The sequence below is a fragment of the Parafrankia sp. Ea1.12 genome, assembly GCF_900465275.1.
Lineage (GTDB): Bacteria > Actinomycetota > Actinomycetes > Frankiales > Frankiaceae > Parafrankia > Parafrankia soli.
In genome coordinates this window covers 40,888-55,543 of record NZ_UBIZ01000188.1, presented here as the reverse complement: position 1 = coordinate 55,543, position 14,656 = coordinate 40,888, and the positions used below count along the sequence as shown (strand labels likewise).

Below are 14,656 nucleotides of genomic sequence, written 5' to 3'. Positions count from 1 at the left end.
CGCCACGACCTCAAGGTCACCGGCGGACACACCCGCGACGACGGTGGCGATCCCCCGAACGGCCTCCTCCGAGCCCACCGCGGCTCCGGCGGTCAACGACTCCCCAGGCGGGCTCACAGCCGCGGCGCCGACTGAACCCACGCCCGACGCCCCAACCTCGTCCCCGGCGCAGGCCCCGGCCCCGGCGCGGGCGCGGGACGGCGACCAGAGGTGGCGTTGGCCGCTGCCGGAGCCGGTCACGGTGGCCGGGATCTTCCGCGCTCCCACGCATCCCTACGGCCCGGGCCACCGTGGGGTGGATCTTCGTTCCGATCCCGGTGTCGGTGTCCGGGCAGCGCGGCCGGGTGTCGTCGGGTTCGCCGGATGGGTCGGTGACAGGTGGGTCGTGACGGTGGTCCACGGCGCGCTGCGTACCACCTACGAGCCGGTACGCCCCCTCGTCCACGAAGGCCAGACGGTTGGCGGTGGCGATCAGCTCGGGCTTCTCGAGGCCGGCCACCCGGGCTGCCCGGGTGCCGCCTGCCTGCACTGGGGCGTGCTGCGCGGCTCCGAGTACCTCGATCCCCTCTCCTTCTTCCACCGGGTCCCGCCACGGCTGCTGCCGCTGGATGGCTGATGCCCCTGAACCGCCGATGCCCCTGAACCGCCGATGGCAGGCCGGCCCGGTACTCGGGGACGCCACCGAACGGGAGCACTCCGTCATGCGGCTCGGTCCGCTACGGGGATCGGTCGGTGGCGCGGACGTCAGGCCCGCGGATGGGCCTGGTCGAAGGCGGCGCGCAGCCGCTCCGGGGTGACATGGGTGTAGATCTGCGTGGTCGACAGGCTGGCGTGTCCCAGCAGTTCCTGCACGGAGCGCAGGTCCGCGCCGCCTTCGACCATGTGGGTGGCCGCGCCGTGGCGCAGGCCGTGCGGCGTCAGACCGGTGGGAACCCCCGCGGCGGCGCCACGCGCCTGGACGAGCCGGCGCACGGAACGCGGGTCGAGCCGGCCGCCACGGGTACCGAGCAGCAGCGCCGCCTCGACGCGCGTCGCGAGGTAGGGCCGGCCCCTGGTGAGCCAGACGTCGAGCGCGCCCGCCGCGGGCACGCTGAACGGCACACTGCGCTGGCGGCCGCCCTTGCCGTGCACGCGCAGGAGGCGCCGCTCGTGGTCGACGTCACCGATGTCGAGCCGGCACAGCTCGGAGACCCGCACCGCGCTGCCGTAGAGGATCTCCAGAACCAGATCGTCACGCAGGTTCAGCGCGACGTCGCGCGGCTCCTGCGCACGATCGCCCCGAGGCCGTGTCTCCAGCAGCCGGTCCGCCTGTGCCGCGGTGAGTACCTGGGGGATCCGCCGCGGCGCCCGGGTGGTCGCCAGCCGCGCCCCGACGTCATCGGGGAGGAATCCCCGCCGCGCGGCGAAGGCGGAGAACACCCTGGCGAGGGACGCACGGCGGGCGATGGTGGCCGGTGCCGCTCCGGCGGAACGCATGCCGGCCAGCCACCCGCGGAGCACGGCGAGATCCAGGTCCAGGAGATCCGTACGGCCGGCCGCGGCGGCGTGCGCACGTAGGCCCGCGAGATCTGCGCGATAGGCCCGGACGGTTTCCGGCGAACGATCCCGTTCGGCGACCAGATGGCGCACGAAAACCTCGACGGCACCCGCCCAGCCGTCGCCGCCACTGCCTCCATCACCGTCACCAGGACCTGCGCCAGCGCGACCGCCGTTGCCGCCACCAGCGCTGTCACCACGGCCACCGCGGGCCGTGGCCGCGGGATCGCCACCCGTCCCCATTGCGCGACCTTGGCCGCCGGAATGGCGAGGCGTCAAGGCGGCGTGGAGCCGGACGCCGCCGGCGGCGCGCCCTCGGGCGAGGTTGGCTGGCCTCGGGGCGGGGACGAGGAGGAGCGGCCGAGCGCGGTCAGCCGATACCCGGAGTGGGTCGCCTCCACCAGCCCCTCGACCGCGAGCGGGCCCAGCAGGGCGAGGATCGCCCCAGGCTGCCTGCCGACGCGGCGGGCCAGCTCGGCGACGCCGATCGTGGAGCGGGCCGGCATCACGTCGAGCAGTTCCAGCACGAGATCCGCGAGACCGTCGCGCGCCCGGGCCGGGCCGGTCGAGCGGGGCTCCAGCTCGCCGATCGGGCCGATCTCCTCGCAGATGTCACCGGCGCTGGTGACCAGCACCGCCTCCTCGCGATGGTCCCGCAGGAGGCGATGACAGCCGGCGCTCATCGCGCTCGTCACCGGCCCGGGCACCACCATCACGGTGCGGCCGAGCCGCCGGGCATGGCGGATGGTGTTCAGCGCACCGCTGCGGAGCCCGGCCTCAACGAGCACCGTCCCCGCGCACAGCGCGGCGATGACCCGGTTTCGGGTGAGGAACCGCCGCCGGTAGGGCGGGCTGCCCGGTGGGGTCTCGCTGAGAACCAGGCCGGAGGCGGCGATCTCGTCGAGCAGGTCGGCGTGCGCGGCAGGGTAGGGCACGTCCACACCCCCGGCGAGGACCGCGATTGTCGGCCCCGCGGCAGCGAGGGCGCCGCGGTGTGCGGCGGCGTCGATTCCGAACGCCGCGCCGGAGACCACCGTCCAGCCGCGCCCGGCGAGCCCGTACCCGAGCTCCTCCGCCTGGTGGACGCCGTACGCCGTGGCCGCGCGGCAGCCGACGACGGCCACGGCCCGCTGGCTGAGGTGATCGAGCCGGCCCGCCCCCCGAGCCCACAGCACGAGAGGGGCGCCGACCTCCCGGCCGCCGCCACGGGCCTCATCGAGGGCGTCGACACAGGAGGGCCACTCCGGGTCACCTGGGCAGATGGGACGCGCGCCGACCTGCGCGGCGGTCTCGACGTCCTGGCGCGGGTCGACACCGGGGTGCTGCGGCCTCAGGCGCTCCCACAGCGCGATATCTCCGAGCCCGTGCAGCTGTTCGGGAAGCGAGGAGAGATCCGGGCCGGCGATGCGACTCAGCCCGATCCGCGCAAGGCGCCGTGGCTCGTCGCCGCCGGGCGCAGGAGCACCAATCGGGGACGACACCTCGCCCGCCCCGGCACTCACGCTGATCCCCCGGGAAGGCGTAGGTCCAGGGCGAGCCCGATCTCGTCGGGGCCCGGCCGGTCCTCGCCCTTGAGGTCCGCCACCGTCCAGGCGACGCGCAGCACCCGATCCAGCCCACGCGCGGTGAGCAGGCCCCGCTCGAAGGCACGGTCGGCGAGCCGGGTCGCAGCCGGCCGCAGCGGCCACTGGCGGCGCAGTGACGGGCCGGGCACCTCGGCGTTACGCCGCCACGGCGTGCCGGCGAGTCGGCGCCGCATCGCGGCCCGGGCCGAAGCGACGCGCTCGGCGACGACGCTCGAGGAGGTGCCAAGCCCCCGATCGGCCCGCAGCTCGGCACGGCTCGGCGCGGTCAACGCCACCTGGATGTCGATCCGGTCGAGTAGCGGCCCCGACAGCCTCGCCAGGTAGCGCCGGCGCACCGTGCTCGGGCAGTCGCAGGTGTTGTCACGGGGGCCGCGGGCCCGCGAGCAGGGACACGGGTTCGCGGCCAGCACGAGCAGGAAGCGGGCGGGGAACCGGGTGGTGGCCCGGGCCCGCGCCACCTCGATGACACCGCTCTCGAGCGGCTGGCGCAGCACGTCCAGGCTGGTTCGGCCGAACTCCGGTGCCTCGTCGAGGAACAGGACGCCGTGGTGCGCCTGGCTGGCCAGCCCCGGGCGGATCACCGCGGAGCCGGAGCCGACAAGCGCCGCCGGCGTGGCGGAGTGATGCGGGCTACGGAAGGGAGGCCGCGTGACCAGCGGGCGGCCGACGGGAAGAACGCCCGCCACCGAGTGCACGGCGGTGACCTCCAGCGCGGCGGCGGTGTCCAGCGGCGGAAGCAGCCCGGGCAGCCGCTCGGCCAGCATGGTCTTGCCCGAGCCGGGCGGGCCCTGCATGAACAGGTGGTGTCCGCCCGCGGCGGCCACCTCCACGGCCAGGCGCCCCCGGCTCTGGCCGGCGACGTCCGCGAGATCAGGCCCGATCGGCTCCGGCTCCCGCTCCGGCGGCGCCGCCGCCGATGCCGACACCGATGCGGGCTCCGACACCCGTGCCGGTGCCAATGCCGCGGGGAACCGGGCCAGGCCGAGCCGTGGGCGGCCGCGTAGCAGGCCGAGCACGCTGGCGAGGTCGGGCATGGACTCGACGACCGCGCCCGGGACCAACGACGCCTCGCCCGCGTTGGGTTCGGGCACGACGATGTTCGCCAGGCCGGCCTCGACCGCAGCGAGAACGGCTGGCAGCACCCCGCGCACCGGCCGAAGCCGGCCGTCGAGCGCGAGCTCACCGATCAGGACCCTGCTACCGAGGGCGGCTGCGGGGACCACGCCGGCGGCGCCCAGGATCGCGGCGGCCATGGCCAGGTCGAAGCCGCTGCCGGATTTGGGCAGGGTCGCCGGGAACAGGCCGACCGTGATCCGGTGGTCCGGCCAGCGCTCACGCGAGTTGACGACAGCGGCCCGCACCCGGTCCCGGGCCTCGTGGAGTGCCGCGTCCGGAAGGCCGATGAGCGTCAGCCCGGGCAGGCCGCGGGCCAGGTCGGCCTCCACCTCGACGAGATGGCCCTCGATACCGACGACCGCGACGGCCAGCGACCGCGCAAGCGCCATCAGAAGGCACCCCGCCGGTGCTCCACCCGGACGGACCCCTGCCGCTCCCGGTAGACCGACAGCACGTCGAAACGGATGATCGCCGGTGGATGCGGGTGCTCGGCCAGCCACCGCACGGCCAGCCGCCGGATTCTCGCCGTCTTGCGGCCGACCACGGCGTCCGGGCCGCTCCCGTAGTCCGCGCCGCTGCGCGTCTTCACCTCGCAGAAGACGAGCGTGTCGCCGTGGCGGGCGACGATGTCGATCTCGCCGTCCCGGCAGCGCCAGTTCCGGGCAAGGATCTCCGCACCGTCGGCGCTCAGGTGGCGCGCGGCGACGTCCTCACCGAACTTGCCGAGCCGCTGACTGACCCGCATCCGAGGCTCCGTCCCACCGGGGGTCGGTCGCCCGCCGGTGAGATCAGGTTCCGCGTGCGCGAGCCGTCGGTGGCCGCTGAAGGGAGACCTGTGGACAAGGTTTTCTCGTCCACAGGGTCACCCGGAGCGGTCCGCGCGACGGGCACCACGGGGCACCACCGTCCGCGACGGCACGCGAACCGGTGGCGCGCCGTCGCTCAGAGCTCGGCCTTGGTGAGCTCCTCGACGTTGATGTCCTTGAAGGTGACGACTCGCACGTTCTTCACGAATCGGGCGGGACGGAACATGTCCCACACCCAGGCGTCCCGCAGGGTCAGTTCGAAGAAGACCTCGCCGTCCGTACTGTTCCGGACCTCGATCTGATAATCGTTCGCGAGATAGAAACGACGCTCCGTCTCGATCACGTACGAGAACAACCCGACCACGTCGCGGTACTCGCGGTAGAGCTGGAGCTCCATCTCGGTCTCGTACTTTTCGAGATCCTCCGCGCTCATGCGGTCTCCGTGACGCCACGCAGGCTGGTCATAGCAACCCTGTCCTCCAGCCGCAACGATCGTGTTTCCCCTGCCGGCGCCGCCAGCGCGGCGACGTTGACATATGACAGTCGGTGCTGCTCGCACGGCCCGTACCGCGTCATCGCGGCGGTGTGCGCCGCTGTGACGTAGCCCTTGTGCTGCGCGAAATCGTACTCGGGATACCGCTTGTGCAAACTACGCATGATCCGGTCCCTGGTCACCTTGGCCACGACCGACGCCGCGGCGATGCACCCGACCATCAGGTCGCCTTTGATCACCGCCAGCGACTCGGCCCCAAGACCCGCGACCGCGAACCCGTCGGTGAGCACATACCTCGGCCGGACGTCGAGCGCCGCCACCGCCCGCCGCATCCCCATGATGTTGGCGACGTGCACGCCGTTCCGATCGATCTCGGCGGCGGGGATGACGATGGTCGACACCGCCGCCGCCGCTGCCAGAACATCCGCGTGGACCTCCTCGCGGACCCGCTCGGTGAGGAGCTTCGAGTCGGCCAGCCGCCTGAGCAGCCCCAGACGACGCTGATCCAGGACGACGGCGGCCACCACCATCGGCCCGGCGCAGGCTCCCCGGCCGGCCTCGTCCACACCTGCGACCGGCCCGAGCCCGCGTCGGACGAGCGCCCGTTCGTAGCCGAAGAGGCCGGCGTCGGAGCGGATCGCCGTGCCACGCACGTCCATCGCGATCAGGGTGAACCGCCCATGCCGCGCCGTCTCGCCCACCGCCTGCGCGGGCCGCAGCGCCGCTCCCCGCTCGCCCGCGTCGACCAGCCGATGGACCGCCCGCCGGTCGACCGCCGCCCGCCCGAGTGCCGCCGCCGGCTCGCGGGAACGGCGAGGGCGAGTGCGCCGACCGGGGCGATCAGCAGATCCGCGGATCCGGTGCTTCCGGGCACGCCGACCGCGCCCGGCGGCGAACTCGGTGCCGTCTCGTCGGACGTCGGAGCGGGCGTCCGAGCAGGCGCGGCGGAGGCCGATGGGATGCCGGAGAACGTGCCGGGCACCGTGAGCAGGCCGAACCGGCCGAGCGGCCACACCCGCACGAACGCCCGGCCGATCACCTTGTCCTGCGGGACCGGGCCGTTCTGGCGGGAATCCGACGAGCGAGAGCGGTGATCGCCCATCAGCCACAGGTCCCCGTCGGGGACCGTGAACGGCCCGAACGCCTGGAAGTCGTTCTCGTAGACGTACGGCTCGTCCAGCGCCTTGCCGTTCACCGTCACCCGCCCGGCGGCGTCGCAGCACGCGACGACGTCACCGCCTACGCCGATCACCCGCTTGATGAAGTCCTTCTCGCTCGGCGCGCCGAGGCCCAGCAGCTCCTGTGCGCCGCGGATGAACCTGCTCAGGCCGTTGGCCGGCGGGGCCACGATCGATTCCCGCTCGAAACCGGTGCCCTCGCCGTTGAACACGACGATCTCGCCCCGGTGCACGTCCCGGAAATGGTAGATGACCTTGTTCACCAGGACCCGGTCGTCGATGAGCAGCGTCCGCTCCATCGACTCGGACGGAATCCAGAACGCCTGGACGAACACGGTCTTGATCAGCAGCGCCAGCAGGAACGCGACCAGCACCAGGACCGGCAGCTCGCGCAGGAAGGAGCCGCGCCCGCGGTCCCGCCCCGCCGGCGGGCGCGAGATCCGCCGGCCCGTCGCCGCAGGCTCACCGCCCCCGCCCCCGGCCGCGCCCTCGTGCCCGGCCGTTCCGGTAGGCCCGTCCGGCCCGTTTGGCGGGTGCACGGCGTCGCCCGTCAGGTCACCGCGCTCATCCCGGCCGCGGGTGTCCGAGGCCAGCCCGGAATCGGCCAGGCCGGAATCCGCAGCGCGCCGGGAGTCCGAGACGTCGGTGCCGGTGTCCCAGGGGAGAGCCGCGTCACCGCGCTGCCCGTGACCACCCGCCGCAGCGCCTGAGGCCGGGCCGTCGGACGGCAGACCGCCCTGCGCCTGACCACCGAACGGCTCGGGCGTGCCCCGGTCCGATCCACTCACTGCGCCACCTCGCGAGGTCGGCCGTCATTCGTCACGGAACGGGTCGACACCCGCCCATGGCCGTGGCCTGACCGGTTCGACCCACGACCTGACCATCCTGCTGCACCGCTCACGCGGCGAAGTGGTTTGGTGAGCGGCCAGTCGCCGGAAGTCCTGCGACGAGGTCACCGGGCTGCCGGCCCGCGCGCGGGATCAGCGGCCGACCGGCTCGCGCTTCTCCTTGATCTTCGCGGCCTTGCCGCGGAGCTGGCGGAGGTAGTAGAGCTTCGCCCGGCGGACGTCACCGCGCGTCACGACCTCGACCCGCGAGACGATCGGGCTGTGGAGGGGGAAGGTCCGCTCCACACCGACACCGAAACTCACCTTGCGGACGGTGAACGTCTCGCGCACGCCGCCCCCCTGGCGGCGGATCACGACGCCCTGGAAGACCTGGATGCGCTGGCGGTTACCTTCGACCACACGCACGTGGACCTTGAGCGTGTCGCCCGGCCAGAACTCCGGCACGTCGGTCCTGCGCGACTCGGCGTCGAGGCTGTCCAGGGTGTGCATGGCAGTCGCTTCCTCAGAGGTTGTCACAGTCAAATGCATGAACGCCGGAACGTGCCCGGCGGGCCGCGTCGACCGGCACGCCACTCGACGCGGGGCACCGCACCGACCCAGGGCCGGGCGAGCACACGCCGGGACGGCGGAAACCGGAACAGCGGCTACGCCGGGTCGGCGAACCGACCGGGGCGCCGGATCGGCGGACCGACAGCGCCGATCACGATATCGCGTGTCGCTACGACGCCGCTCACGACAACTCCGATCGCGGCAGGGCCGGTCACAGCTATGTCGATCATCAAAGCATCGGTCACGACCGCATCAGTCACGACAACGTCGGCCAGAGAACCGGCGGACACCGCATCCTACTGTGCCACACGATCGCGACGTCCGGTCGCCAGGCCCCTCCCCAGTACCACGCGCGGCGCGGCCGACCCGGCCACCACGGGCCGGCTCACGCCCCGCCCCGTCCACACCTCGCGGCCAGGCTGGTCGGCGGCTCGATGTCGGCCGCCCGGCTCGGCGATGGCGGAGGACGGCGAAGAAGTCAGGCGACGGAGCACTCAGGAAGCTCAGGAACAGTGGCTCGACGCACAACCCGACGGAGCCGGCCCGTCACCGATCGTGCCTCTCCCGGCAACCGTCACCGCGTCCTCGACACCCGTTACAGGGGGGTCGTCCCCGCCGCCATGGGCGGCCACGATGGTGCTCGCCACCACCGCGCGGTCGGCGTCCGACAGCTCGATCCGGTCGAGCAGCTCCGGGCGCCTTCGGCGGGTCCGGCGCAGCGCCTCCTCCCGCCGCCACCGGGCGATCGCCGCGTGGTCGCCGGAGCGGAGGATCTCGGGCACCGCGCGGCCCTCCCACACCGGGGGCCTGGTGTAGACCGGCCCCTCGAGCAGCCCGTGGGCGAAGGAGTCATCGATGATCGACTCCGCGTTGCCGACGACGCCGGGAAGCAGCCGCGTCACCGCCTCGACCATGACGAGTGTGGCGACCTCGCCGCCGGCGAGCACGTAGTCGCCGATCGAGATCTCGTCGTCGGCCCAGGCGTCCACCACCCGGCCGTCGATGCCCTCGTAGCGGCCGCAGCAGAAGATCAGCCAGTCCTGTTCCGCCAGCTCGGCGGCGTAGCTCTGGGTGAACGGAACACCGGCCGGGGTGGGCACCACGACTCGGGGACGACGCGACGGATCACGGGCCACGATGTCGCGCAGCGCCGCGTCCCACGGCTCCGGGCGCATGACCATGCCCGGCCCCCCGCCGTACGGGGAATCATCGACGGTGCGGTGGACGTCGTGCGTCCACGCGCGCAGGTCGTGGGTCTGGATGTCGACGAGGTCCCGGGACGCGGCGCGGCCCACCAGGGCCAGCTCCAACGGGCGCAGATAGTCCGGGAAGATCGTCACGACGTCGATGCGCATCCGCTGCCTTCGTCAGAGGGAGGTGGGCCGCACCCGGTGGGCGGCGCCTCGAAACGGGGCGGTGACGGAGCCGGGAGCGCCGGCCGGGCGGGAGCGCCGAATCAGTCGAGGTCGAGCAGGCCGGGAGGCGGGTCCACCACGATGTGCCCCGCCGCTGGGTCGACGGTGGGCACGATCTCCCGGACGAACGGCACCAGGTACTCCCCGCCCTCGGGACGGCCGATCGCGAGGATCTCCCCGCCCGGGGAATGGATGACGTCGACGACCTCACCGAGGACGTCCCCGGCAGGCGTGCGCGCGTGCAGGCCGACCAGGTCGCGATCCCACCACAGCTCGCCGTCGTCGTCCTCGTCGTCGGGGTCGACCGCCGGGCCGCACTCGTCGGAGTCGATGGTGAGGAAGCTGCCCCGCAGCGCCTCGGCGGCGTCACGGTCCGTGACCCCGTCGAAGCGGACCAGCAGACGGCCGGAATGCCACCGGGACGCCACGACGGACAGCACCGTCGCGCCCGGCGGCCCGGCGGCCCGGGCGGCGCCGGAATCGCCCGCCGAGCCAGGACCAGCCGCCGTGCCGACGGCGTCCGCCGCACCCGCGGCGTCCGCCGCACCCGCGGCATCAGCCGGGCCGGCGGCGCCCGCGGCCGGCCGCGAGGCCGGCCCATCGGCCACCTGGCGAACCAGGCGGGCCCCCGGCGCGAAACGGCGCTCCGGCAGGTCGGTGCGGACGTCGACGGTCACGTCGCCACGAATGCCGTGCGGACGGCCGACCCGCCCGACGACGACAGGCTCACCCATGGGACGCGGCCACGTGCCCATGAAGGCGATGGGCACGGAGACGATGAGCGCACACGGCTACCGGTCCACGTCGACGACGTCGATCCGCAGACCGCGACCGCCCACACCGCCCATCACGGTGCGCAACGCCCGAGCCGTCCGGCCGCGCCGGCCGATGACCTTGCCGAGGTCGTCGGGGTGCACCCGGACCTCCAGCGTCCGGCCGCGCCGGTTGCTCGACAGATCCACCCGGACATCGTCGGGATAGTCGACGATGCCTCGGACGAGGTGCTCGAGGGCCGCTTCGAGCACTTACTGCCCCGCGGCGGACTCGGCGGGCGCCGACTCGGCACCGTCGGCCGCGGCCGACTTCTTCGCCTTCTTCGGAGTGGTGGCGGGCTTGTCGTCCGCCGCGGCCGCGGCGCGGGCCGCCTCCGCGAAGATCTCCCGCTTGTCGGGCTTGGGAGCCGCGACCTTCATCGGCGGGGGAGCGGGCAGGCCCTTGAACTTCTGCCAGTCGCCGGTCACCTTGAGGATCGCGAGCACGGGCTCGGTCGGCTGGGCGCCGACGGAGAGCCAGTGACCGACGCGGTCCGGGTCGACCTTGATGATGCTCGGGTCGGACTTCGGGTGGTACTGCCCGATGGCCTCGATGACCCGGCCGTCCCGCTTGGTGCGGGCGTCGGCGACGACGATGCGGTAGTGCGGCTCGCGCATCTTGCCGAGGCGCTGAAGTTTGATCTTTGTTGCCACGGTGGTCGTACGGCTCCAGACATATCGATGACCACCGGAACACACGGACTAGCCGTGACGCCCCGATGGCGGGAGAACACCGCCGACGACCAGCCACCACGGAGGTCCCTGAGGGAACTCACCTGAGAGCGGCCACGCCGACGCCGGCAGGCAGGGCCTGTATGACCTTACAGTCTGCCAGATCACCTGCCGACGCAACGCCCGGGGCACCCGGGTCTTCGCCAGGGCCCCCGCCGGGCGGGTGGGTTCGCGCGGGTCAGCGGCCTGGGCGGGGACGCCGCGGCGGGGTGTCGCCGCCCCCGAAGCCACCCTGCTGGATGAGCGAGGACAGGTCAGGCATGCCCTGCAGGCCGTCGCCCCCAAGGCCGAGCGCCGGCGGGCCGTCCTGGGGCGCGTTGCGGCGGTCCTGCGCCTGCGCGGCGCGTGCCGCCGGGTTTCCGCTGCGCCGCGCGCCCTTGCCCTTCTTGGCGGCCTTGCGGGCCTGGGCCGCCTTCGCGCGTGCCATTCCCGCCGGCAGGCCGGCGCCGCCGGCCATCTGCCGCATCATCTTGCGCGCCTCACCGAAGCGGTCCAGCAGTTGGTTGACCTCGGTGACGGTCACGCCGGACCCGCGCGCCACCCGGGCCTTGCGGGATGCCTGGAGGATCTTCGGGTCCCGCCGCTCGGCCGGCGTCATGGACCGGATGATGGCGACGACCCGGTCGAGGTCACGGTCGTCAACCTGGGCGAGCTGGTCCTTGATCTGCCCCATTCCGGGCAGCATCCCGAGCAGGTTGCCGATCGGGCCCATCTTGCGAACGGTGAGCATCTGCTCGAGAAAGTCCTCGAGCGTGAACTCCGAGTTGGCCATCTTGACGGCCATCGCCTCGGCCTGCTCGACCTCGAACGCCTTCTCGGCCTGCTCGATGAGCGTGAGCATGTCGCCCATGCCGAGGATGCGCGAGGCCATCCGCTCGGGGTGGAAGACGTCGAAGTCGTCGAGGGTCTCGCCGGTGGAGGCGAACATGATCGGCGCCCCGGTCACCCGGGCCACCGACAGCGCGGCACCACCGCGCGCGTCACCGTCAAGCTTGGTCAGCACGACACCGGTGAAGCCGACTCCGTCGGCGAAGGCCTGGGCCGTGGAGACGGCGTCCTGGCCGATCATCGCGTCGAGGACGAAGAGGATCTCGTCCGGCGAGACGGCGTCGCGGATGTCGGCGGCCTGGCGCATCAGCTCCTCGTCGACACCGAGGCGGCCGGCCGTGTCGACGACCACCACGTCGAAGACGTGGCGACGGGCGTGGGCGAGCGCGTCGCGGGCGACCCGCACCGGGTCACCGACACCGTTGCCGGGCTCCGGGGCGAAGACCTCGACCCCGGCCCGCTGGCCGACGACCTGGAGCTGGTTCACCGCGTTCGGGCGCTGCAGGTCGGCGGCGACGAGCAGCGGCGTGTGCCCCTGGGCTCGCAGCCAGCGGCCGAGCTTGCCGGCGAGGGTCGTCTTGCCGGTTCCCTGCAGGCCGGCGAGCAGGATCACGGTCGGCGGCGTCTTGGCGAAGCGCAACGTGGTCGTGCCGCCGCCGAGAATGGCGACGAGCTCCTCGTTGACGATCTTGATGACCTGCTGCGCCGGGTTGAGCGAGGTGCTCACCTCGGCCCCGCGGGCCCGCTCGCGGATGGCGGCGACGAAACCGCGGACGACCGGCAGCGCGACGTCGGCCTCCAGCAGCGCCACCCTGATCTCACGGGCGGTGGCGTCGATGTCGGCGTCGGTCAGCCGCCCCCTGCCACGCAGCGACGTGAAGACCTTGTCGAGGCGGCTGGAAAGGGTGTCGAACACGCGCACACACTCCGAGATCGCAGACGGACCGCAGGCACCAGCGTACGCACCCCGCGCCGATCCGGAACCGGGACCCGGGACGACGTGAGGCCCGCCGTGGACGGGACGCCCGGCCCGGCGAGGCGTGCCCGCACGGATCCCGGCACGACGCCGGCCGGCTCCGCCCTCTGCGCTGAGGAGGGCGAGACACCTCGCCGGAGGCTCACATGCCCGACCGATCAAGACCCGGTCGCGGCCTGGGGCGCGGCTGTCCGCGGATCCCGATGGATCCGCACAGGCGGAAAGACTAGATCAACCCAGGTCCGAGCGGAAGTGGCTCGAGCGGCCGGAGCTGTGGTCCTCCGGTGCCCCCTCGCAGTGAGCAGGCGCGCCGCGGTGCGGCCGCGGTTCCGCGGAACCGCGGCCGCACCGCGGAGGCCACGTAAAGGCGCGGCCTGACGGTCGCGCGGCCGTCAGGCCGGCTCGCCCAGCAGCGCGTCGACGAACGCCTCCGGCTCGAAGGGCGCCAGGTCGTCCGGGCCCTCACCGAGGCCGATCAGCTTGACCGGGACACCGAGCTCCCGCTGCACAGCGATGACGATCCCGCCCTTGGCGGTGCCGTCCAGCTTGGTCAGCACGACGCCGGTGATGTCCACCGCCTCGGTGAACACCCGGGCCTGGACGAGGGCGTTCTGCCCCGTGGTGGAGTCCAGGACCAGGAGGACCTCGTCCACCGGGCTCTGCTTGCCGACGACCCTCTTGATCTTCGTCAGCTCGTCCATCAGGCCGACCTTCGTGTGCAGCCGCCCGGCCGTGTCGACGAGCACGGTGTCAGCACCGTCGTCGATCCCGCGCTTGACGGCCTCGAAGGCGACCGACGCCGGGTCCGCCCCCTCCGCGCCGCGCACGGTCGTCGCCCCGACCCGGCCGCCCCAGGTCTCCAGCTGGTCGGCGGCGGCCGCGCGGAAGGTGTCCGCCGCGCCCAGCACGACCGAGCGGCCGTCCGCGACGAGCAGCCGAGCGATCTTGCCGCAGGTTGTGGTCTTTCCGGTGCCGTTGACGCCGACGACAAGGACCACGGCGGGCCGGTCCGGCGCGGACGTCCGCAGCGACCGGTCGGTGGTCGTGCCGACCTGGGCGAGCAGTTCGTCGCGCAGCATCAGCCGGGCGTCGGCCGCCGTGCGCGCCCCGAGCACCCTGGTGCGCTCGCGCAGCGCCTCGACCATCTCGGCCGTGGCCGTGACTCCGACGTCGGCGACGAGCAGTGTCGCCTCGACGTCCTCCCACGCCTCCTCGTCCAGGTTGTCCCCGGACAGCAGCGCCAGCAGACCGCGGCCGAGCGCGTTCTGCGAACGGGCGAGCCGGGCGCGCAGCCGTACCATCCGGCCCGTCGCGGGCGCGGGCACTTCGATCGGGGCCCGCGGGGCGACGATCTCGGGCCCGGTGACCGGCACGCTGTCCGCGCCCGCCGTGCCCGCCGCGCCGGCGGGGGCCGGCCCGCCCTGCCCGACCAGCCCGGCCGGCGAGTCCGCCGTCTCGCCGGGCAGGCCCGACCGGCCGGGTGGGGCCGCACCGGTCTGCGGGGATGTCGGCGGGATCGTCGGTGTGGCGACACCCGACCGAGCGGACGGCGCGGCGCCCGCGTCCGGCCGGTCCGCGTCCCGCGACCCGCCCCGACGGGAGCGTGAGCGCAGGGCGGTGCCGGCCACGAGGCCGACCATGCCGACCAGGACCACGGCGATCACAACGATGAGGATGACCAGCTCCACGACACGATCCTTACAGATCGCCGGGCAACCATCGCTCGCCCACCCCGTGACCACCGCAAGCGGGGCGGCCCGGAGGAGTGGTCACGCGCCCTC

15 protein-coding genes are annotated in these 14,656 nt (G+C 73.5%); 1 reads left to right on the top strand and 14 read right to left on the bottom strand.

The features are described 5' to 3' along the window. A partial coding sequence (locus FMEAI12_RS06260) for a M23 family metallopeptidase (RefSeq protein WP_112105311.1) occupies nt 1-616 on the top strand: 616 nt, incomplete at its 5' end. 128 nt (nt 617-744) lie between these two features. Here FMEAI12_RS06260 and FMEAI12_RS06255 read toward each other — a convergent pair. From FMEAI12_RS06255 to ftsY, 14 genes are all read right to left on the bottom strand, one after another. Continuing rightward, nucleotides 745-1,629, bottom strand: a complete 885-nt coding sequence (locus FMEAI12_RS06255; RefSeq protein ID WP_368672056.1) for a tyrosine recombinase XerC — start codon at nt 1,627-1,629, stop codon at nt 745-747. A gap of 182 nt (nt 1,630-1,811) precedes the next feature. Then, nucleotides 1,812-3,038: a DNA-processing protein DprA gene (gene dprA, locus FMEAI12_RS06250; RefSeq protein ID WP_112105306.1), complete on the bottom strand. Its 1,227-nt coding sequence runs from the start codon at nt 3,036-3,038 to the stop codon at nt 1,812-1,814. Then, nucleotides 3,035-4,627 carry a YifB family Mg chelatase-like AAA ATPase gene (locus tag FMEAI12_RS06245; protein ID WP_112105305.1) on the bottom strand — a complete coding sequence of 531 codons (1,593 nt, stop codon included), beginning with the start codon at nt 4,625-4,627 and terminating at the stop codon, nt 3,035-3,037. Before FMEAI12_RS06245 ends, dprA begins: the two co-directional genes overlap by 4 nt. Then, nucleotides 4,627-4,983, bottom strand: a complete 357-nt coding sequence (locus FMEAI12_RS06240; RefSeq protein ID WP_112105304.1) for a YraN family protein — start codon at nt 4,981-4,983, stop codon at nt 4,627-4,629. Before FMEAI12_RS06240 ends, FMEAI12_RS06245 begins: the two co-directional genes overlap by 1 nt. A 197-nt stretch (nt 4,984-5,180) precedes the next feature. Beyond that, a complete protein-coding gene (locus FMEAI12_RS06235; protein ID WP_011606858.1) occupies nt 5,181-5,477 on the bottom strand; it encodes a DUF2469 domain-containing protein in 297 nt (98 codons plus the stop codon). Continuing rightward, nucleotides 5,474-6,196 carry a ribonuclease HII gene (locus FMEAI12_RS06230; RefSeq protein ID WP_071060710.1) on the bottom strand — a complete coding sequence of 241 codons (723 nt, stop codon included), beginning with the start codon at nt 6,194-6,196 and terminating at the stop codon, nt 5,474-5,476. Before FMEAI12_RS06230 ends, FMEAI12_RS06235 begins: the two co-directional genes overlap by 4 nt. Before the next feature lie 5 nt (nt 6,197-6,201). Continuing rightward, on the bottom strand, nt 6,202-7,503 hold the full coding sequence (gene lepB / locus FMEAI12_RS06225; RefSeq protein ID WP_112105303.1) for a signal peptidase I: 1,302 nt from the start codon (nt 7,501-7,503) through the stop codon (nt 6,202-6,204). A 192-nt stretch (nt 7,504-7,695) separates the two neighbouring features. Continuing rightward, nucleotides 7,696-8,052, bottom strand: coding sequence for a 50S ribosomal protein L19 (gene rplS / locus FMEAI12_RS06220; RefSeq protein ID WP_020458783.1), 357 nt, complete (start codon nt 8,050-8,052; stop codon nt 7,696-7,698). A 563-nt stretch (nt 8,053-8,615) separates the two neighbouring features. Beyond that, on the bottom strand, nt 8,616-9,467 hold the full coding sequence (trmD, locus tag FMEAI12_RS06215; protein ID WP_112105302.1) for a tRNA (guanosine(37)-N1)-methyltransferase TrmD: 852 nt from the start codon (nt 9,465-9,467) through the stop codon (nt 8,616-8,618). A gap of 101 nt (nt 9,468-9,568) precedes the next feature. Continuing rightward, nucleotides 9,569-10,261, bottom strand: coding sequence for a ribosome maturation factor RimM (rimM, locus tag FMEAI12_RS06210; protein WP_112105310.1), 693 nt, complete (start codon nt 10,259-10,261; stop codon nt 9,569-9,571). 57 nt (nt 10,262-10,318) lie between these two features. Continuing rightward, on the bottom strand, nt 10,319-10,552 hold the full coding sequence (locus tag FMEAI12_RS06205) for an RNA-binding protein (RefSeq protein WP_006544182.1): 234 nt from the start codon (nt 10,550-10,552) through the stop codon (nt 10,319-10,321). Then, nucleotides 10,553-10,993 (bottom strand): 30S ribosomal protein S16, encoded by a 441-nt coding sequence (gene rpsP, locus FMEAI12_RS06200; RefSeq protein WP_026240110.1) that lies wholly within the window; start codon nt 10,991-10,993, stop codon nt 10,553-10,555. Between the two features lie 256 nt (nt 10,994-11,249). Then, nucleotides 11,250-12,815 carry a signal recognition particle protein gene (ffh, locus tag FMEAI12_RS06195; protein ID WP_071060714.1) on the bottom strand — a complete coding sequence of 522 codons (1,566 nt, stop codon included), beginning with the start codon at nt 12,813-12,815 and terminating at the stop codon, nt 11,250-11,252. 452 nt (nt 12,816-13,267) lie between these two features. Continuing rightward, nucleotides 13,268-14,563: a signal recognition particle-docking protein FtsY gene (ftsY, locus tag FMEAI12_RS06190; RefSeq protein ID WP_071060611.1), complete on the bottom strand. Its 1,296-nt coding sequence runs from the start codon at nt 14,561-14,563 to the stop codon at nt 13,268-13,270. Nucleotides 14,564-14,656 lie beyond the last annotated feature (93 nt).

Coding starts and splice junctions, on each gene's coding strand:
- FMEAI12_RS06245 (WP_112105305.1), bottom strand. CDS start 4,627: ATGGCGCTTGCGCGGTCGCTGGCCGTCGCGGTCGTCGGTATCGAGGGC.
- FMEAI12_RS06240 (WP_112105304.1), bottom strand. CDS start 4,983: ATGCGGGTCAGTCAGCGGCTCGGCAAGTTCGGTGAGGACGTCGCCGCG.
- FMEAI12_RS06235 (WP_011606858.1), bottom strand. CDS start 5,477: ATGAGCGCGGAGGATCTCGAAAAGTACGAGACCGAGATGGAGCTCCAG.
- FMEAI12_RS06230 (WP_071060710.1), bottom strand. CDS start 6,196: ATGGACGTGCGTGGCACGGCGATCCGCTCCGACGCCGGCCTCTTCGGC.
- rplS (WP_020458783.1), bottom strand. CDS start 8,052: ATGCACACCCTGGACAGCCTCGACGCCGAGTCGCGCAGGACCGACGTG.
- trmD (WP_112105302.1), bottom strand. CDS start 9,467: ATGCGCATCGACGTCGTGACGATCTTCCCGGACTATCTGCGCCCGTTG.
- rimM (WP_112105310.1), bottom strand. CDS start 10,261: ATGGGTGAGCCTGTCGTCGTCGGGCGGGTCGGCCGTCCGCACGGCATT.